This is a genomic window from Collinsella aerofaciens, from assembly GCF_020181355.1.
Lineage (GTDB): Bacteria > Actinomycetota > Coriobacteriia > Coriobacteriales > Coriobacteriaceae > Collinsella.
The window spans coordinates 1,605,431-1,623,919 of record NZ_CP084004.1; the positions used below are offsets into that span (position 1 = coordinate 1,605,431).

An 18,489-nucleotide genomic window follows, 5' to 3' on the forward strand; every position below is an offset into this window, starting at 1 on the left:
TAACGGGTTACAGGCAGTGTTTACGCAAGGAGTACACGAGCACATGGCTGATTCCCAGACTGCAACCTCCGCGCCCGAGTTTAAGAGCGCCCACTTTATCGGTATCGGCGGCGCCGGCATGAGCGGCATCGCCCTCGTTCTTCACGAGCGCGGTTATGCCGTTACCGGCTCCGACCTTAAGACGTCACGTTATATCCGCCAGCTTACCCGCGCTGGCGTGAAGGTGCATGTGGGCCATGAGGCCGCCACGATCGACGAGGTCAAGCCCGACGTGGTTGTTGTCTCCACCGCTATTCCGGAGTCCAACCCCGAACTCGTGCGCGCTCGCGAGCTTGGTATTCCCGTGTGGCCCCGTGCCAAGATGCTCTCTGCTTTGGGCCACGGCTACACCACCGTCGCTGTTGCCGGCACGCATGGCAAGACCACCACGTCTTCGATGTGCGCCACCATGCTCGACCGCATGGGTCTGGATCCGAGCTTCTTGATCGGCGGCATCGTCGAGGGCTATGACACGAACGGCAAGAACGGCTCGGGCGACTACTTTGTCGCCGAGGCCGACGAGTCCGACAGCTCCTTCCTGTTCCTGAACCCCAACGTAGTCATTGTGACCAACGTCGAGGCCGATCACCTCGATCACTACTCGGGTATCGAGGAGATCGAGGCAACTTTCGCCAAATTCATGAGCCTGGTGGGCGAGGACGGCACCGTCATCGTCTGCGGTGAGGACCCGCATCTGGTCGAGCTCGCCAAGTCGACGGGCCGTCACGTGCTTTCCTACGGCTTTGCCGAGAGCAACGACATCGTCTGCATGCACCCGGATGTCAAGGGTATCCAGAGTGACTTTATCGTTCGCTTTGAGGATGGCACTGAACATGCCGTGGAGATCAAGAGCAATCCCGGTCGCCACAACATGCTCAACGCCACGGCGGTGCTCACCGTCGCCCATGTCCTGGGCCTTGACATCGACGCCGCCGCCAAGGCGCTCTCGAGCTTTGAGGGCGTTCGCCGCCGCTTTACCCACGTGGGCGATATCGATGGCATCACCGTGGTCGATGATTACGGCCATCACCCCACCGAGATCAAGGCGACGCTTGCTGCCGCTTCGTCGCTGGGCTACAAGCACGTCGACGTCGTGTTCCAGCCGCACCGCTATTCGCGCCTGCAGGCCCTGTGCGACGACTTTGCCGATGCATTTGCCAATGCCGATAAACTGCTGCTGATTGATGTGTTCTCGGCTGGCGAGATGCCCATCCCGGGTGTCACCTCTAAGATGCTCGCCGATACCGTGCGCGCCAAGCATCCTGGCAAGGAGGTCGTGTACTGCTCCAGCCGTCTTGAGCTCAATCAGGAGCTCGAGCAGATGGTGGGCGAGGGCGACCTGCTGCTCACTATGGGTGCCGGTGACGTTACGACCGTCGGCCCCGAGTTTATCGAGTATTTGACTGCCAAGAAAGACGCTTAAGTCTAATGGGTCTGTTTAACGCCGTCATGGCGCTCTCGGGCATGATCGACACGGATGTGATCGAGGACGAGCGCCTTGCGCGTCATACGAGCTATCGTATCGGCGGCAAGGCTGACCTCTTTGTGACGTGCCATAGCTATCATGCCCTCCGCCGCGCCGTGGCGGTGCTCGATCGCGAGCAGGTGCCGTGGGTCATCATCGGCAAGGGCTCCAATCTGCTGGTTGCCGATGGCGGTTATCGCGGCGCCGTCATTTCGCTCGGACGTGAGTTTCAGCGCACGGTTGTTGCCGATGACGGTTGTACGCTGACGGTCGGTGCGGGCGTGATGTTTGCGCGCCTGGTCAACGATGCCCTGTCGCGTAGCCTCTCGGGCCTTGAGTTTGCCGTTGGCATCCCTGGCTCGGTTGGCGGTGCGATATCTATGAATGCCGGCACACGGACCGAGTGGATTGGCTCGCTGGTTGAGGATGTCGTAACGTTTGACCCGGCATCCGGTATCAAGCATTATGCGGGGTCCGAGATCACTTGGGGCTACCGCGAATGTAGCCTTCCCCGCAATGAGATCATCCTCGAGTGCGTGCTCAAGCTTAAACCGGCGCCCAAGGCCGACATTCGCGAGCGCATGGAACGGTACCTGACGAGGCGCAAGCGTACGCAGCCCATGGGTCGCGCATCCTGCGGGTCGGTCTTTCGTAACCCGCCCGATGCGAGTGTGGGCAAGCTTATCGAGGATTGTGGATTAAAGGGTTTTTCGATTGGCGGCGCGGAAGTTTCGCCCGTTCACGCTAATTTTATCGTTAATAACGGAACCGCCTCGGCCGATGACGTTGCCGCGGTTATCAGACATGTGCACGGAAAGGTGAGGGAGGCGTATGGCATCGAGCTCAGACCGGAAGTTAAATTCCTCGGCTTCTAGAGCATCGAAACCCACCTTCCGCCGCGCCGGAGGGCGTTCCGGCGCGCCTGCCAAACCTCAACGCAATACCGTCGCGCACTCTAAGTCTGTCGGGCATGCTCGACAGACCAGTCGTCCGGTTGTCGGCTCGCAGCTCGGTAATCGTCCGGCCGCAAAAAAGTCCTCGCGTCCCTCGGTGACGTCAAAGCCTGTTATGGGCGCCAAGCCTGCCCGTCCTATGGCAACTCCTAAGCCCTCGACGGGAACTAAGGCGGCGCGTCCGGGTCGCACGCTGGGCGCATCGAAACCGCGCTCGCTGACATCGGTGCCGGCTACCGCCAAGAAGCCTTCGGGTAAAAAAGGCGTCAACCCGTTGTCTTCACTTAGGGCGATGGCAAATAAAACATCAGACGCCGCTTCTGTCGTTACAGGCAAAGGCAAAATCGTGGGCGGCGTTTTGGCCGTCTTGGCCGTGCTCGTCGTCGTTGCTATCGTGGTGATTAACTCTGGATTGTTTACCGCCACTGATATTGAGATTCAAGGCAGCGAGCATGTGACGAAGCACGATGCTATCCAGCTGATCGATTTGCCCGAGGGAACGTCGCTTTTTAACGTCGATCCCGACCAGATTACCGAGGACCTCAAGCAGAATCCGTGGGTCTCGGGCGTGGATGTCCAGCGTCAGTTCCCGCATACGCTCATCATTACGCCGATGGAGCGCAAGGTCATCGCAATTGCCTATATCAGTTCCGATGACCTTGCCTGGGCCATCGGGGATGATGACACCTGGATCGCCCCACTGTCGACGTCGGTCGAAGTGGACGACCAAGGCAACGTCATCACGACAGGGCAGGGCTCAAATACCTTGACCGGAATCGATGCCGCGCTGGCGCTCGCTAAGCACTATGGCGCGGTGTTGTTGACTGATGTCTCGGCGGATGTCGCTCCGGTTTCCGGCCAGGCAGTGAGCTCCAAGGCCGTTAAGGCTGGCTTGGATTATGTGCGTGGTTTTTCGAGCGAGTTCTTGGGACAAGTCAAGGATATTTCCACGCCTTCGGTCGAAGCCATCTCGGCAAACCTCAATAACGGCATTGAGGTGTCGCTGGGCGATTCGAACGATATCGTCAAGAAGGAGCGCGTAGTCACCAAGCTGCTTTCGCAGGTAGAGGGCGTAACGTATATCAATGTGCGCTCTCCGGGTAACTATACATTTAGGAACGCTCCGACCTCGTAGCGCTGGTTGATGCTTTGTTGAGGGGCCATACCACGCCGTTTATCTGGTTTGTTTGGTTTTCACGGTCAATTATTTGACTGATACGTTCATAATGTGCAAACATAATACGGTTTACCTTTGCATTTACTTTCAACCTGAAGGTTAATGTGCGCAGGGGTCGACCCATGCTATGGCTATAACCTTTGTTCGGAGGACCGACATGCACGAGACAGAGATCAACAACTACCTTGCCGTCATTAAGGTGGTCGGCGTCGGCGGCGGCGGTACCAACGCGGTCAATCGAATGATCGAAGAGGGCATCCGCGGCGTCGAGTTTGTTGCCATCAACACCGATGCTCAGGCACTCGCGATCTCTGATGCCGATATCAAGGTGCACATCGGCACCGACCTTACCCGCGGCTTGGGCGCCGGCGCCAACCCCGAGGTTGGCCGCAAGGCTGCCGATGAGTCCCGCGACGACATTGCCGAGGCGCTCGCTGGCGCCGATATGGTGTTCATCACCTGCGGCGAGGGCGGTGGCACCGGTACCGGCGCTGCTCCCATCGTTGCCGATATCGCGATGAACGAGGTCGGTGCGCTGACCGTCGCCGTCGTGACCAAGCCCTTCACCTTCGAGGGCCGCAAGCGCAAGAAGAGCGCCGAGGAGGGCATTAAGACCCTCTCCGATTGCGTCGACACCATGATCGTCATCCCTAACGATAAGCTGCTCGACATCGCCGAGAAGAAGACCACCATGCTCGAGGCCTTCGCGATTGCCGATGGCGTCCTTTCCCAGGGCACCCAGGGCATCACCGACCTCATCACCGTCCCCGGTATCATCAACCTGGACTTCGCCGATGTTAAGACCATCATGAAGCAGGCCGGTACCGCCATGATGGGTATCGGTACCTCTTCTGGGGACACCCGTGCCGTCGACGCTGCCCAGCAGGCCATCTCCAGCCCGCTGCTCGAGAGCTCCATCGATGGCGCCACGCGCGTGCTGCTCTCCATCGCCGGTTCCAAGGACCTGGGCATCCAGGAGATCAGCGACGCCGCCGACGTTGTCGCCAACGCCGTCGACCCCGAGGCCAACATCATCTTCGGTACCGTTGTCGACGAGTCCCTGGGCGATCAGGTGCGTATCACCGTCATCGCTACGGGCTTCTCCGACTCCAACGTCAACCGTCAGGACGAGCTCTTTGCTGCTCAGCAGTCTCAGAGCAAGGCCGCTGCCTCCGCTGAGCCGCAGCGCACCGCTCCTGCCACGAGCCCGGCTCAGGCCGCTCCGACCCGCAACGTCGGTGGCACCGAGCTTCCTAACTTCGGCAACGATCAGTTCGAGCTTCCCGACTTCCTGAAGCGCGGTAGCTTCTAAGTCGTTCTTTGCATTGTTGTGCACAGGGGCGTGTCCGTATGGACGCGCCCTTTTTATTTCGACTTTGTAAACTAGAACCTCCAATCTCTTTACGTTCCCTTTACGATTGCCTCCAGCGCAGCAGGTATCCTTTTAGAGAAGTATGACAGCCGTATAAACGCGGGCTGTAGCGGCGATGCCGCGGTACTTGTGTTATTAGGAGGCTTTAGTATGGCAGCACGTGCGGACAAAGTTTCGCGTGTCGACCATGATGGAGTTACGTTGGTGGAGGGCGCGACATCCGATGTTCGCTTTGCCTTCACCGAGCGTGCCGGTGGCGTTTCCGAAGATGCGTACTCCTCACTCAACTTGGGCTCGCATGTTGGCGATGACCCCTTTGCTGTTCAAGAAAATCGTCGTCGTGCGCTCGAGGCTATGGGTGCCGCCGAGTGCGAGCACAACCTGCTCGTTCCCAATCAGGTCCATGGTGATCATATCGTTGCGGTGACCTCGAACGGCGCCGATGACCTTGAGGACGTTCGCGAGCAGATTGCCGAGGGCTGTGATGCCATCGTCTGCACGGCGCATAACGTGCCCGTGCTGCTCTGCTTTGCCGACTGCGTTCCCGTGGTGCTGGTGGCCCCCGGCGGATTTGCCGTGGTGCACTCCGGTTGGAAGGGCACGATTGCACGTATTTCCGCCACGGCGTGCCAGGCGCTTTGCGATGCTTCCGGTTGCGATGCGAGCGACGTTTCCGCCTATATCGGCCCCCATATCTTGGGTGACGAATATGAGGTATCCCAGGAACTCATGGATCGCTTTGCCGCCGAGTTCTCTTGCATCGATGCGAATACCTCTCGCATGCTCGATCTTTCCGCTGCCATTCGCGAGGCGCTGGTAGATGTCGGTGTCGACGCGGATAATATCGTGGATACCCAGCTTTCGACCGTGTGTCAGAACGACCGCTTTTATTCCTACCGTAACGAGGACGGCACCTGTGGGCGCCATGCTGCGATCGGCGTGATGCTATGAGAAAGATCGTATCGGTCCTGAGCGCCGCTGTGCTTACGCTTACGCTGTGCGCCTGTTCTTCGGGATCTTCTACCTCTTCCATTACCGTGGCCGGCTCCACGACCTGCCTTCCTATCGCCGAGATTGCGGCCGAGGGCTTTAAGGAGGAGACCGGCATCGACGTGCTCGTTTCCGGTTTGGGTTCTTCCGCTGGGATCGAGGCCGTCAGCGCCGGCACGGCCGATATCGCCAGCTCCTCCCGTGGGCTCAATGCCGACGAACAGGATCTGGGCCTGACTCCCATCGTCATTGCCCACGACGGTATTGCGGTCATCGTGAACGACGACAACCCCGTCGATAACCTCTCGACCGAGCAGCTCCGCGATATCTACGCCGGCAAGATTACCAATTGGAAAGAGGTCGGTGGCGAGGACCTGAGGATTCAGGTCATCAACCGAGACGAGGCGTCCGGTACGCGCGAGGCCTTCCGTACCATCGTGATGGATGGCACGCCGTTCGATCGCCGCTCGGCTGTTCTTTCGGGTACGGGCCAGGTGCGCGACGTGGTATCTCGTTCGCGTGGGGCCATCGGCTACATTTCACTGGGCTTCGTCGATAGCCTCAACGCCAATACCTCGGTCAAGGCCGTCTCGGTCAATCATGTTGAGGCGTCCGAGAAGACGGTCGCGAGTGGCGGCTATCCCATCTCGCGCGACCTTTACTTCTTTGTGAAGGGTGCGCCTTCGCAGCAGGCGCAGGATTACATCGACTATGTGACGTCCGAAAAGATGGACAAGCAGATTCGCGAGGCGGGCTTTATTCCCGTCACCAACGACGAGAAGGGGAGTGAGTAGCATGGAAGCACAGGAAAACTCCAAGACTGAGCAAAAAGTTCAGACGCCCAAGAAGCGCGAGCTGGCGCTCGTATCGCGCAGTACCTATATCAAGGAGAAGGCGCTGCAGTGGATCTTCTTTGCCTGCGCGTTCTTGGCGGTCGTTACCGTCATCCTGATTTTTGTCTTTACCACGTACTCGGCGCTGCCCGTCTTTACTGACATCGGTCTGGCGGACTTCTTTAGCTTTACGTGGGCGCCTTCCGAGGGCCACTACGGCATCTTGTCGCTGCTTGCCGGCTCGGGTCTGGTGACCGTCGGTGCGCTCGCCATGGGCGTGCCGCTGGGCGTGGGTACGGCCGTTTACCTGGTCGAGATTGCCAGCAAGCGCGTGCGCAAGCTCATCAGCCCCGCCGTTGACCTGTTGGCCGGCATCCCTTCTATCATCTATGGTTTCTTTGGCATGATCATCATCCGCCCGTTTATCGCACAACTGACCGGCGGCCTTGGTTTTGGTGCGCTGACGGCGTGGTTTGTGCTCGCCATCATGATCGTCCCTACCATCACCACGCTCACCATCGATGCTCTCAATTCCATTCCCATGGGCATTCGCGAGGCATCGTATGCCATGGGCGCCACCAAGTGGCAGACCATCTATAAGGTCGTGCTACCTGCCGCGAAGCTGGGTATCGTTGATGCCATCGTGCTGGGTATGGGCCGTGCCATCGGCGAGACCATGGCCGTGCTCATGGTCGTAGGTAACGCCCCGGTTATTCCCGACAGCATTGCGAGCCCTATCTCGACGCTCACGAGCCAGATCGCGCTCGACATGAGCTATTCCTCGGGTCTGCATCGCTCGGCGCTGTTCGGCATGGGCGTGGTCCTGTTTATCATCTCCGCCACGCTGGTGGGCATCGTCCGTCTGATTTCCAAGAAGAAGAGGGGGTAGGCTATGTCCGATTCCGTTGACACGACGGTCGATACGACCTCGTCGCGCGAGCGCATCAAGCGTGCCCTTTCCCACGGCAAGAAGGGCCGCATCAACAAGGACCTGTCCAACAAGATCATGCTTTGCGTGTTTCGTGCCGCTGCCTACATCACCACGCTGGTGCTGGTCGCTATCATCGCCTACGTGGTCATCAACGGCCTGCCACACATCTCGCTCGACTTTATCTTCGGTTGGCCCCAGGGCGTCAACGCCGAGGGCGGAATTTGGCCCACGATCGTCTCGACCGTCTACGTGACGGCGCTCGCCATGCTTATCTGCACGCCGATCGCTGTGCTGGCAGCCGTCTATCTGGCCGAGTACGCCAAGCAGGGCAAGGTCGTCGAGCTCATTCGCTACGCTGCTGACGCTTTGGCCTCGGTGCCCTCCATCGTTATGGGCCTGTTTGGCTACGCCTTGTTTGTCGAGGCCATGGGCCTGGGCCTTTCGATGGTCTCGGCCGCCCTGGCACTCGCGCTCTTGATGCTTCCCATCGTCATGCGTACCACCGAAGAGGCCATTCGCGCCGTTCCGCGCTATATCCGCTGGGGCGCATATGGCCTGGGCGCCACCAAGTGGCAGGTTGTCTCCAAGATCGTGCTTCCTTCTGCCTTTGGCCGTATTGCCACGGGCATCGTTCTCGCCATCGGCCGTGCCATTGGCGAGACCGCGGTGGTGCTCTATACCATGGGGCAGGCCATCAATCTACCTATTTCGCCGCTCGATTCCGGCCGCCCCATGACGGTTCACCTGTATCTGCTTGCCAACGACGGCATCAACATGAACGCAGCCTACGGCACCGCGCTCTTGCTGATGGTGATCATTCTGACCTTCAACCTGTTTGCGCGCTTCCTGTCGCGCAAGCGTCGCTAGTTAAGGAGTCCCATGTCCGTTTATCAGTCCGCTCCCACGTTGGAGCAAGCGGCCATTACGGCCAAGGATTTCAACTTTTGGTACGGTGACTTTCATGCGCTGACGGGGCTTGACCTCAACATCGCCAAAAACGCCATCACCTCCTTCATTGGCCCTTCGGGCTGCGGCAAGTCGACGTTTTTGCGCTGCATCAACCGCATGAATGACCTGATCGAGGGCACGCGCGTCGAGGGCACCATGACGCTCGACGGCAACGATATCTATGCCGAGGGTGTCGACCCGGTCGATCTCCGTCGTCGCGTGGGCATGATCTTTCAGCAGCCCAACCCGTTTCCTAAATCCATCTACGAGAATGTCGCCTTTGGCCCTCGTCTGCAGGGCGTGACTAGCAAAAGTGACCTCGATGACATCGTGGAAGAATCGCTCAAGCGCGCCAACCTCTGGAAAGAGGTATCCAATCAGCTCAACAAGGATGGTTTGGCGCTCTCGGGCGGTCAGCAGCAGCGTCTGTGCATCGCGCGCGTGCTTGCGGTGCAACCCGATGTCCTTCTGATGGACGAGCCCTGCTCCGCCATCGACCCCACGTCCGTCTCTAAGGTCGAGGATCTGATGGCCGAGCTGGCGCCCGAGATGACGATCATCATCGTCACGCATTCAATGCAGCAGGCAGCTCGCATTAGCGACTACACCGCATTCTTCTTGCAGGAAGTTGCCGGCGAGCCCGCTACGCTCATCGAGTATGGTCAAACCGACGCGATCTTCACCAGCCCGGTGGACTCGCGGACGGAAGACTATATCACCGGCCGCTTTGGCTGATCGGTGCGACTAGTCCCAAGCCGATCGGATCTGGTCCGGTGCGTATTCACTGTGCGGGCGGCATGACCGCACCCAACTGATTGGAGTGAACCATGCGCAAACTGTTTTCCCGTCAGCTCATCGAGGCCCGTCACGAGATGCTGAGCATCTACGAGGCCGTCGATCTGGCCCTCCACGATGCCGTGAAGGCCTATGTGACCGACGACCGCAAGCTCGCCACCAAGACCAAGAAGCGCACGCTTTCGATTGACGCACGCTGCGCCAACCTGGAGGCCGTCTGCTACAACCTGATTGCCACGCAGTCACCGGTCGCCTCCGACTTCCGCTTGCTGCAGACGATCATCTACGTCGACTTTAACCTGCAGCGCATGACCGATAAGGTTCGCCAGATTTGCCGCGCCACGCGTCATATGATCAAGGCCGACATCTCGCTGCCCAAGGAGCTTGTCGGCACGGTCGAGGCCGAGGCTGAGGCCGTCTACCAGGTGCTGGGCTCTTCGCTTTCTGCGCTCGTCACCAACGACATGTCCATCATCTGCAACTTGGCCGTCGAGGACGAGCCAGTGCACGCCGCCTACGAGAAGTTCTTCCGCACCTTTAACCGCATGGACACGGGCGATTTTATGGACGACGACAGCAACTATGACGACCTGCGCCGCGCCATCATGGTATCGCGCTATCTCGATCGCATCGCCTCGATTTCCATCGATGCCGCCTGCCGTCTGACCTTCCTGTTGACCGGACAGCGTATGACTGCCGGTGATATCGCCTGCACTGATGAGGATGAGCTCGAGAGCATGCGCGTGCCTTCGGGCGAGGGTGTTATCATGAGGCCCGCCGTCGATGCACGCTACGTTGCCAAGGTGCCCGTTAACGAGGTCAGCGAGGGTCTTCGCTACCTGCTCGATCATCTTGAGGATGAGGACGATGGCGAGGACGACGAGGAGTAAGTAACCCCGTTCGTCGAAAGATTGTAAATACCTAAGTGAGCGCGGCCTTGCACATGCGGGGCCGCGCTCTTGCGTTAGCATGGGACTACTTGTTTGGCTGTCAGCGGAGGCGATTGGCAATGGATAACTATTTGGACTTGATGCGCGCTCGCCGCGAGCAGATTCTGGAACGTTTTTATGCGGCGCTCGATCGCGCGGGCCGTCCCCACGACGCCGCGCGCCTCATTGCCGTGTCCAAGACCGTTGGTGTCGATGAGACCGTTGCCGCCATCCAGGCGGGGTATCGCCATTTTGCCGAGAATCGCCCGCAGGAGCTGGTTCGCAAGCTCACAGGTTTGGCGGAGCATCCGGAGCTGCCCGAGGTGCGCTTCGATATGATCGGCAACCTGCAGACCAATAAGATCAATGCGGTGCTGGGCTCAGCCGAGCTGATTCACTCGGTGGGTTCGCTGCATCTGGCGCAGGCGATCTCGAGCCGTGCTGCCCGCAAGATTGAGGCAGGCGAACTCGCCGGCCCCCAGCGTGTGCTCATTGAGGTCAATGTGAGTGGTGAGGAGTCGAAGGGAGGCTTTTCGCCCGATGAGATTCGCGCCGCCGCGGGTGAGCTTGCGGAACTTGAGGGAATTTGCGTACAGGGGCTTATGACTATGGCGCCCCGGGGGAATAAGGATATGGCACGCCGCACCTTTGCGGGGCTTCGTGAGCTGAGGGATGAGCTGGAGGCGGCGCATCCCGATTTGAACCTGCCTGAGCTTTCCTGCGGCATGAGCGAAGACTTTGAGCCTGCCCTTGAGGAGGGCTCTACGCTCGTTCGCCTGGGCAGGGTAGTATTTAGCCCGGAGTTTGCAGTAAAATAAGGCTCTGAAGTGCGCACTGATTATCGGGGCGCCTGCACTAAACCGCGAGAGGACACAACCATGGGCTTCCTTGACGAGATTAAAAATAAGATGCACCTGGGCGGCCAGCAGGGTTACGACCAGGGTTATGGCCAGGACGACGACTACGGCTACGATGACGGCTATGACGATAGTTATCAGGGCAACGGCTACAGCGGTGCTTCGGGCGAGGGCTTCTACACCCAAGACGAGCCGAGCAACGGCCTGCTTGGTCAGACGCGCCGCGGTGAAGCTGAGTCGGTTGCCGTGTATACGCGCTCCGGTCAGCTGGTCGGCGATGACTCCCGCCATGCCACGACGTATAACCCGCCTTCGCGCTCGCAGGACAGTGTTGCGAGCGGTTATCGTCCCGGTGCCTATGACACGCCGTCGAGCTACGCCGAGAATACCCGCGCCCGTGCCGCCGCTGCACCCGCGCCTGCACCGAGCGATGCCTCGGCCTATGCGAGCAATATCATCAACGCCACGCCGCAGCTGCCGGCCTATGTCCTGCGCCCCGAGAGCTATGACGACGTGGAGACTGTGGTGCGCCGCGTTCGCACCAAGCAGCCTGTCGCACTGATTTTTGTGGGCGTACGCACCGAAGTTGCCAAGCGCGTCTTGGACTTCTCTTACGGCTTTGCCTGCGGTCTGGGTGCCACGGTCAAGGAGGTGGGCGACCGCGTGTTCATGGTGCTGCCCGCCGGCTGCGAGGTCAAAGATTCCGATCTCAAGAAGCTTCGTGCTGACGGCTATCTTAAGTAAAGACAAGACGAGGAGATTCCCATCAACATCTACACTATCGTCCAGCTGGTCAACACGCTGTTCAACTTCTATTCCACGCTCATTGTCGTCTACTGCTTTATGACGTGGATTCCCATGAAGCAGGGCGGCCTGCTGCAGGATATCGCCGCGGTGCTCGATAGCGTCTGCGGTCCGTGGCTCAACCTGTTTCGTCGGTTTATTCCGCCGTTGGGCGGCGTTGATTTTTCGCCGGTCGTTGCGATTATTGCGTTGCAGTTGGTGCAGAGGCTGATTCTGCAGCTTCTTATAGGTATACTCGTATAGAACTGGCTTAGTAACTTACGTCGGGCGCCCGGCGCCAAGGCGATGATAAAGGAGAACTTGTTATGGCTATTACCCCTGCTGACATCCAGGCTCAGACTTTCTCTGAGGCCAAGCGCGGCTATGATCCCGCCGAGGTCGACGTCTTTTTGGAGACGCTGTCCTCCGAGGTTGACGCTATGCTTGCCAAGATTGTCGATCTTAAGGGTCGTCTGACTGCCACCGAGCAGCAGCTTGCCGACACGCAGGCTCAGCTTGCCCAGGCTCAGGACGCTGCCGCTCAGGCCGTTCCCGCCGCTCCTGTGGCCGCTCCCGCACCCGACTTCTCCGCTCAGGAGCGCCAGATCTCCGCTGCGCTGATTGCTGCCCAGCAGACCGCCGAGGGCATCGTCAACGATGCCAACGAGAACGCTGAGCGCATCCGCAACGAAGCCGACGCCAAGGCCCGCGAGGTCATCCGTCAGGCCCTGACCGAGAAGCAGGCCGAGCTCGAGGAGATCGACCGTCTGAAGGCTTCCCGTGAGGAGTTCAAAGCCGAGTACCTCAAGCTCATCCAGCACTTCATGGACGATGCGCAGAATTCCTTCCCGTCCGACCTTATGGCCTCCACGCCGGTCGGTTCTGCGGCTTCTCCTGCAGTGACCGTTCCCGCCGCCGAGCCGCTGCCTGTCGCTGATCCGGTTGTTCCCGTGGCTGACCCCTTCGCCCCGATCGACAACTTTGCCGCCGACGACCTGGACTAGCGCCAGAGCTACAATCTCGTGTCCTTAAGAGGAGCTCGCACCTGCGGGCTCCTCTTTTGTGGCTGCATACGGGTTGGGAAACAAAACGCCGAGCTCTGCGTGTGATAGGGCAGAACTCGGCAAAGGGCGCGTGGTAAAAAGTAGATTTTAGGGCATGTGCCAAAAACTACTTGAGGAGGAAGTCGGAGAGGGGAATGGTGCGGGCATCGCGATGCTCGGGATCGGCGATGTGGTCGGCAGGATAGCCGCAGACGAGCATGTGATAGGGATAGACGCCCTCGGGCAGGTTGAACCGCTCTCGGGCTAGCTCGGGCTTAAAATGGCATACCCAACACGTTCCCAGGTCTTGCTCCTCGGCCTCCATCATCATATGATCGCAAACAATCGAGGTGTCGATAGCGCTGGAGTTCATCTGGTCATAGGGGCGAACCCAAGCGTCGTCGGTAACGCTGCAAATGAGGAAGATGAGCGGAGCGCCAAAGATGGACCCATCACGAGCAAACCGAGGCTGACAAGCAGCCGCCTTCTCCAAAAGCTCGGGCGTATCTAACACCATCACACGGGTTGGATGGTTATTACAAGCAGAAGGAGCAATGCGTCCAGCCTCAACAATGGCATCCACCACAGCCTGCTCCACAGCCCGAGCCTCAAATTCACGACAAGAATACCGACCCCGAGCCAGATCCAAATAAGACATACAAGCCCTCCAACAATTAAAAATCAAACAAACCCAAAGTAACCCAAACAGTACCCAAAGCAGCAATCAGCCAATCGCTCATCGAATACCAAAGTAAAACCCCGAGCAATCAAGGGCCATCACAGCAAAGGCCCCACCACGCTCAACCCCTCAGCCAAAGTTCCCAATGGTGGTACGTAAGGGAGCGGGCCCGACCACTAATACCTTTTGAACGACTCTGCTTGCAGCCGGAGTGAAAAAGGTATTAGTGGTCGGGCCCGCGACCGGTGGGATACGTACCCCCAATTAACTGTTCTTCATGACAATCGAATCCACAACATCAGCCACATTCTCGCAGCAGTCGGCGCAGTACTCCAGGAAAGCGTAGACGTCACGCCAGGCGATGACCTCGAGCGGGTCCTTGCCATTGACGTGCAGGTTGCGCATAGCGTTGATGTAGAGCTCATCGGCCTCGGACTCAATGGTGTTGATCTGGATGACCAGCTCGCGCAGGGTCTTTGACTTGCGGTAGTTGGGCAGCTCGACCATCAGGTCCTTCATGGCGCGGCAAGCGTCGGTCACCTTGTGGGCGATGACGATGGCGTCGGGATGGATGCTCTGGATGTTGGTGAAGTAGACGCGCTGCACGACGCCCTCAATACGGTCGAGCACGGTGTCGAGCGAGCAGCTCATCAGGTCCAGGTCCTCGCGCTCAAGCGGGGTGATAAAGGCCGTGAGCAGGGCGTCCTCAAGCTCATGGTGCTTCTTGTCGGCCGCATGCTCGATCGCGTGCATCTTGTTGAGCATATCGTGAATCTTTGCGGGGTCGAAGTTCTCGAAAATCTTGGTGAGCAGCTCGGCGGCCTGGACGGCAAGGTCGGCGCAGGCGACGTAGTTGTCGAAGTAGAACGAATCGGGTTTCTTTGCCATGAGTGGGTCCTTTCGAGGCGAAGACGGGTGGGCGAAGTATTACGGTCCGGATGGACGCTCGGTTTGACTAGATGAACATCATGAACAGCTTGGCCATGACAAAGCTGATGAGTCCGCAGGCGGGGAAGGTAAAGAACCAGGTGAACATCATGTCCTTGACCACGCCAAAGTTGATGGCCGAAAGGCGCTTGACGGCACCGACGCCCATGATGGCGCAGGTCTTGATGTGGGTGGAGGACACGGGGATGCCGGTAAGGGTGGCAAGCAGCAGGTTTGCGGCGCCTGCGAGGTCGGCGGAGAAGCCCTGGTACTTTTCGAGCTTGACCATGCTCTGGCCGACGGACTTGATGATGCGCTCGCCGCCCACGCTGGTGCCGATACCCATAGTGGCCGAGCACAGCAGCATAATCCAGATGGGGATGCCTGCATCGCCGACGCTCGTCTGGCCGCTGGCAAAGGCCACACCTAAAAAGAGCACGCCGATGAACTTCTGTCCATCCTGCGCGCCGTGCATAAAGCTCATGGCCGCAGCGCTCGCGATCTGAGCGTATTTAAAGAAGACATTGGCACGTCGCCTGTTGGCGGCGGCGAAAAGAATCGAGACGAGCTTGCACAGGACCCAGCCCATGACAAAGCCCAAGCCGATGGAGAGCGCCAGACCGTAGATAACCTTCATCCACTCGTGGACGTTGACGCTGCTCGCGCCGCCGAGGGCGATAGCGGCACCGGTCAGGCCGGCGATGAGGCTGTGGCTTTGCGAAGTGGGGATGCCAAAACGCGACGCTGTGGCGCCGTAGACGACGATGGAGAACAGCGCCGCGCATAGGCAGGCGAGCGCCATGGTGCTATTTCCGCCAAAGTCGACGATATGTGAGATGGTGTTGGCGACGCTCGCGTTAAAGTGCGTCATGATGAGTACGCCGAGGAAGTTGAATGCGGCGCTCATGAGAATGGCGGCACGGGCGGGCATGCAACGCGTAGTGACGCAGGTCGCGATGGCGTTGGGCGCGTCGGTCCATCCATTGACGAAGATGGCGCCCAACGCGAGGATCACGGTGACGGCAAGGACTGGGTTCGACACAATTTGGCCGAGGAAGGTTGAGAACGTTACGTCCATATATGGGCTTTCTCGAAGTTTGCAGGCACGTTACAAAAACATGATAAATCGTATCACCTCCTGCGGGTCTCTTTACCGAGTTCTGATGGGAGAAGTGAACTTTTTGGCACTAAAATTGAATATTTGCCCTGTTGACCGCGGGTGTTCTTTTTGCTAACACGCCATGCGGACACGTGTGATTACTACGACACTCCAAAACCACAGTCTGTTCGCTTTACAACATACAAACATGCGTTCGATAATAGGAGGCATGGAATATCGACAGACAGACGGCAAAACTCGGCGCGTACACAAGCAGTATGTGGACGTCGTGGCTCGCATCCTCGCGGGCGGACAGGTTGTGCCGGTTACCGTCTGCTGGGTTGACGGTCGCTGCTTTACGATTGACGAGATTGTCTCGTCTACCGGTTTTGGCCTGACGGTTCACGGCATTCGTACGGCGACCTATAGGGTGCGTTTTGGCGGGCACGCGACCGAGTTGTATCTGGAGGACCAGACGCGCGAGCGGGCAGACGGCTCGCAGGCACACGTGATGCGTTGGTGGGTCTGGGCCTTTGATCGTACGCTTGAGGGCGAGCGCCGTAGGTAAGGACGTACGGCATTCGGGTACAATGACAGGAATCTTGTCAGCTACTGCGCTGTCGCGGCGCTTTTGAAAGGACGAAATTATGAACGATATTCAGGGCTATCAGAACGGCCCCATCGAAACCGGCGCAAGCCGTGCCAAGGAGATGTCGCCGCGTGCGTATAATCTTGCCATGTCTGCCCTGATCTTTTTGGGCTTTTGCGCCATGGGCGTCGGTGCTTACTTTACGAGCACCATGTCGTTTGCGCGCATGATGATGAGCGGCGCCGCTTTGCCGCTGGTCTTTGGCTCATTTATTTTGACCATCGTCGGCATGGTCATGATGTCGGCCGCCGCCAGCAAGCAGTCCGTGGGCCTGTCCCTTGTGGGCTACGTAATCTTTGCGAGCACCTTTGGCCTGACCGCGTCGTTTGGCCTTGCCAACTACGACCTGCCCACCATCAACACTGCCTTTATCGCCACGGCCGCCATCACCTTTGTCTTTGGCGCGCTTGGCGTGACGTTCCCCAAGTTTTTCCAGCGCGTATATGGCATCGGTTTTGGCATTCTGCTCGCTACTATTCTGGTTGAGATCGTGCTGATGTTCATGGGCGTCTCACAGACCATCACCGACCTGATCGTGATCGTGGTGTTCGCCGGCTTTATTGGCTACGACACCTATGTTGCCACGACGGTGCCGCCTACGCTGCCCAACGCCGTGCTTATGGCCTCTAACCTGTTCGTGGATATTATCAACGTGTTCCTGCGCATTCTGAACATCCTCGGCCGTCGCGACTAGTGGCGAATTGCGGCGGTGCTTGCCGTGCGTGCAAATCGATGCGAAAGGCGGTCCTTCGGGGCCGTCTTTTTTGTACGCGGCGGGGTATCATGGATGGGAAAAGCCGATAGCGGCAGAGACCGAGAAAGGTGACCACTTATGGCAGACGTCGACAACAGGAACCGTAACCGCAGGTCCAACCGAGCGGGTCAGCCCAATCCCAAGCGCGAGGCCCGTGCCAAGGCCGCCGAGCGTCACGTGGCAACTGTGTCCGAAGCGTGCGCCAAGGATATCGAGCGTTCGCTTGCCGGTGTTCGCGAGTTTGACGGTATGCCTGCCGGCTTTGTCTCGGCGATGAAGGCCAAGGTTCAGAGTGCTGTGGCCACCGAAGAACAGGTTGCCGAGGACGTCGAGGGCGCGGAGGCTGCCGAGGTCGAGGCAGCGCTCGAGCCCGTCGAGGAGCCTGCCGAGGAAATCGCCGAAGCTGAGTCCGCGCCTGCTGAGGAGCCCGCTCCGGTTCTGCCTGAGGTCACCGTGCTCGATGCCTCCACCACGCAGGCCATCCTGGACAACGGTCGTGGCTATGCGCAGTTCTGCGACATGGCCGTGCTCGCCTTTGCCTCGTTCACCAACCCGGGCGGTGGCTACATCCAGGGCTATCTGGGCCAGGAGGCCACGCTGTGCGCCGATTCGTATCTGTACAACGTTCTCGATAAGCAGCGCAAATGGTACGGCGAGAACCGTCGCCGCAACATCAACTGCGAGCTTTACCGCAACCGTGCGCTGGTGGTGCCTGCGGTGCGCTTCGACCGCAACCACGTGCATGCATACGCCGACGTGATCGTGGCCGCCGCGCCCAACGTTAAGCGCGCCCGCCAGGAGTATCGCGTGAGCGACGATGCTCTGCTGGACGCCCTGCGCGACCGCATTCGCTTTGTGCTTGCCATCTGCGACGAGCTAGGTCGCGAGAAGCTCGTGCTGGGCGCTTGGGGCTGCGACAACAACGGCTTTGACGCAGAGGCCGTGGCCGAGCTCTTCCGCAAGGAGCTCGCGTCGGGCGACTTTAAGGTCAAGCAAGTCTTCTTTGCCGTGCCTTCTACGCGCTGGGATGAGGATTTTGCCAAGTTCGAGCACGTGCTGGCAAACTTCCCCGAGCGCAACGAGGAGTCCTATGCCCAGGTTGCCGCTCGCGCTGCGGCAGCTCGCGCCGCCGAGCAGGCCCAGGCTGCTACCGAGGATGATGAGGACGAGGACGATTGGCGCAAGTACCTGTAATCGGTACGTGCTGACAGATAGGTCGAGCCGGCGGGAGAGGCTGCTTCCGTCGGCTTTTTACTGAGCGAGGGG

The 18,489-nt window shown here is 59.1% G+C and carries 20 protein-coding genes; 17 read left to right on the top strand and 3 right to left on the bottom strand.

Translation table 11 applies throughout. The features are described 5' to 3' along the window. Nucleotides 1-43: 43 nt before the first annotated feature. The 14 genes from murC to LCQ44_RS06975 all read left to right on the top strand — a co-directional run bounded on the left by murC (nucleotide 44) and on the right by LCQ44_RS06975 (nucleotide 13,076). On the top strand, nucleotides 44-1,462 hold the full coding sequence (gene murC / locus LCQ44_RS06910) for a UDP-N-acetylmuramate--L-alanine ligase (protein ID WP_055286074.1): 1,419 nt from the start codon (nucleotides 44-46) through the stop codon (nucleotides 1,460-1,462). Between the two features lie 5 nt (nucleotides 1,463-1,467). Next, nucleotides 1,468-2,379, top strand: a complete 912-nt coding sequence (gene murB, locus LCQ44_RS06915) for a UDP-N-acetylmuramate dehydrogenase (protein ID WP_006234257.1) — start codon at nucleotides 1,468-1,470, stop codon at nucleotides 2,377-2,379. A gap of 424 nt (nucleotides 2,380-2,803) precedes the next feature. Then, a complete protein-coding gene (locus LCQ44_RS06920; protein WP_225093431.1) occupies nucleotides 2,804-3,592 on the top strand; it encodes a cell division protein FtsQ/DivIB in 789 nt (262 codons plus the stop codon). Between the two features lie 199 nt (nucleotides 3,593-3,791). Next, a complete protein-coding gene (ftsZ, locus tag LCQ44_RS06925) occupies nucleotides 3,792-4,946 on the top strand; it encodes a cell division protein FtsZ (protein ID WP_022094491.1) in 1,155 nt (384 codons plus the stop codon). A 210-nt stretch (nucleotides 4,947-5,156) separates the two neighbouring features. After that, nucleotides 5,157-5,957 (top strand): purine nucleoside phosphorylase YfiH/LACC1 family protein, encoded by an 801-nt coding sequence (locus LCQ44_RS06930; protein WP_225093432.1) that lies wholly within the window; start codon nucleotides 5,157-5,159, stop codon nucleotides 5,955-5,957. Beyond that, nucleotides 5,954-6,790 carry a phosphate ABC transporter substrate-binding protein gene (locus LCQ44_RS06935; protein WP_196025628.1) on the top strand — a complete coding sequence of 279 codons (837 nt, stop codon included), beginning with the start codon at nucleotides 5,954-5,956 and terminating at the stop codon, nucleotides 6,788-6,790. Before LCQ44_RS06930 ends, LCQ44_RS06935 begins: the two co-directional genes overlap by 4 nt. A gap of 1 nt (nucleotide 6,791) precedes the next feature. Beyond that, complete coding sequence (pstC, locus tag LCQ44_RS06940) at nucleotides 6,792-7,718, top strand: phosphate ABC transporter permease subunit PstC (protein ID WP_225093433.1); 927 nt, start codon at nucleotides 6,792-6,794, stop codon at nucleotides 7,716-7,718. A 3-nt stretch (nucleotides 7,719-7,721) separates the two neighbouring features. After that, the gene (gene pstA / locus LCQ44_RS06945) at nucleotides 7,722-8,627 is read left to right on the top strand and encodes a phosphate ABC transporter permease PstA (RefSeq protein WP_225093434.1); all 906 of its coding nucleotides are present in this window, start codon (nucleotides 7,722-7,724) and stop codon (nucleotides 8,625-8,627) included. A 12-nt stretch (nucleotides 8,628-8,639) separates the two neighbouring features. Further along, nucleotides 8,640-9,443: a phosphate ABC transporter ATP-binding protein PstB gene (pstB, locus tag LCQ44_RS06950; RefSeq protein ID WP_089571588.1), complete on the top strand. Its 804-nt coding sequence runs from the start codon at nucleotides 8,640-8,642 to the stop codon at nucleotides 9,441-9,443. Between the two features lie 92 nt (nucleotides 9,444-9,535). Next, nucleotides 9,536-10,393 carry a phosphate signaling complex PhoU family protein gene (locus LCQ44_RS06955; RefSeq protein WP_006234247.1) on the top strand — a complete coding sequence of 286 codons (858 nt, stop codon included), beginning with the start codon at nucleotides 9,536-9,538 and terminating at the stop codon, nucleotides 10,391-10,393. Between the two features lie 119 nt (nucleotides 10,394-10,512). Further along, a complete protein-coding gene (locus tag LCQ44_RS06960) occupies nucleotides 10,513-11,250 on the top strand; it encodes a YggS family pyridoxal phosphate-dependent enzyme (protein WP_225093435.1) in 738 nt (245 codons plus the stop codon). Between the two features lie 60 nt (nucleotides 11,251-11,310). After that, nucleotides 11,311-12,033, top strand: coding sequence for a cell division protein SepF (locus LCQ44_RS06965; protein WP_055251691.1), 723 nt, complete (start codon nucleotides 11,311-11,313; stop codon nucleotides 12,031-12,033). Nucleotides 12,034-12,090: 57 nt separating this feature from the next. After that, complete coding sequence (locus tag LCQ44_RS06970; protein WP_225094245.1) at nucleotides 12,091-12,336, top strand: YggT family protein; 246 nt, start codon at nucleotides 12,091-12,093, stop codon at nucleotides 12,334-12,336. A 62-nt stretch (nucleotides 12,337-12,398) separates the two neighbouring features. Then, nucleotides 12,399-13,076, top strand: a complete 678-nt coding sequence (locus LCQ44_RS06975) for a DivIVA domain-containing protein (protein ID WP_118080366.1) — start codon at nucleotides 12,399-12,401, stop codon at nucleotides 13,074-13,076. Nucleotides 13,077-13,242: 166 nt separating this feature from the next. On the opposite strand, the gene LCQ44_RS06980 is transcribed toward LCQ44_RS06975, so the two are convergent. The 3 genes from LCQ44_RS06980 to LCQ44_RS06990 form a co-directional block, all read right to left on the bottom strand. Then, nucleotides 13,243-13,773, bottom strand: a complete 531-nt coding sequence (locus tag LCQ44_RS06980; RefSeq protein ID WP_225093436.1) for a nitroreductase family protein — start codon at nucleotides 13,771-13,773, stop codon at nucleotides 13,243-13,245. Nucleotides 13,774-14,058: 285 nt separating this feature from the next. After that, the gene (locus LCQ44_RS06985; RefSeq protein WP_006234238.1) at nucleotides 14,059-14,682 is read right to left on the bottom strand and encodes a DUF47 domain-containing protein; all 624 of its coding nucleotides are present in this window, start codon (nucleotides 14,680-14,682) and stop codon (nucleotides 14,059-14,061) included. 67 nt (nucleotides 14,683-14,749) lie between these two features. After that, entirely contained in the window at nucleotides 14,750-15,799 is a 1,050-nt protein-coding gene (locus LCQ44_RS06990) for an inorganic phosphate transporter (protein WP_117640318.1), read from the bottom strand. A 250-nt stretch (nucleotides 15,800-16,049) separates the two neighbouring features. Here LCQ44_RS06990 and LCQ44_RS06995 point away from each other — a divergent pair, with 250 nt between their 5' ends. The 3 genes from LCQ44_RS06995 to LCQ44_RS07005 all read left to right on the top strand — a co-directional run bounded on the left by LCQ44_RS06995 (nucleotide 16,050) and on the right by LCQ44_RS07005 (nucleotide 18,417). Then, entirely contained in the window at nucleotides 16,050-16,388 is a 339-nt protein-coding gene (locus LCQ44_RS06995) for a hypothetical protein (RefSeq protein ID WP_225093437.1), read from the top strand. Nucleotides 16,389-16,467: 79 nt separating this feature from the next. Next, on the top strand, nucleotides 16,468-17,163 hold the full coding sequence (locus tag LCQ44_RS07000; protein WP_117746759.1) for a Bax inhibitor-1 family protein: 696 nt from the start codon (nucleotides 16,468-16,470) through the stop codon (nucleotides 17,161-17,163). A 138-nt stretch (nucleotides 17,164-17,301) separates the two neighbouring features. Continuing rightward, nucleotides 17,302-18,417, top strand: a complete 1,116-nt coding sequence (locus tag LCQ44_RS07005) for a TIGR02452 family protein (RefSeq protein WP_225093438.1) — start codon at nucleotides 17,302-17,304, stop codon at nucleotides 18,415-18,417. Nucleotides 18,418-18,489 lie beyond the last annotated feature (72 nt).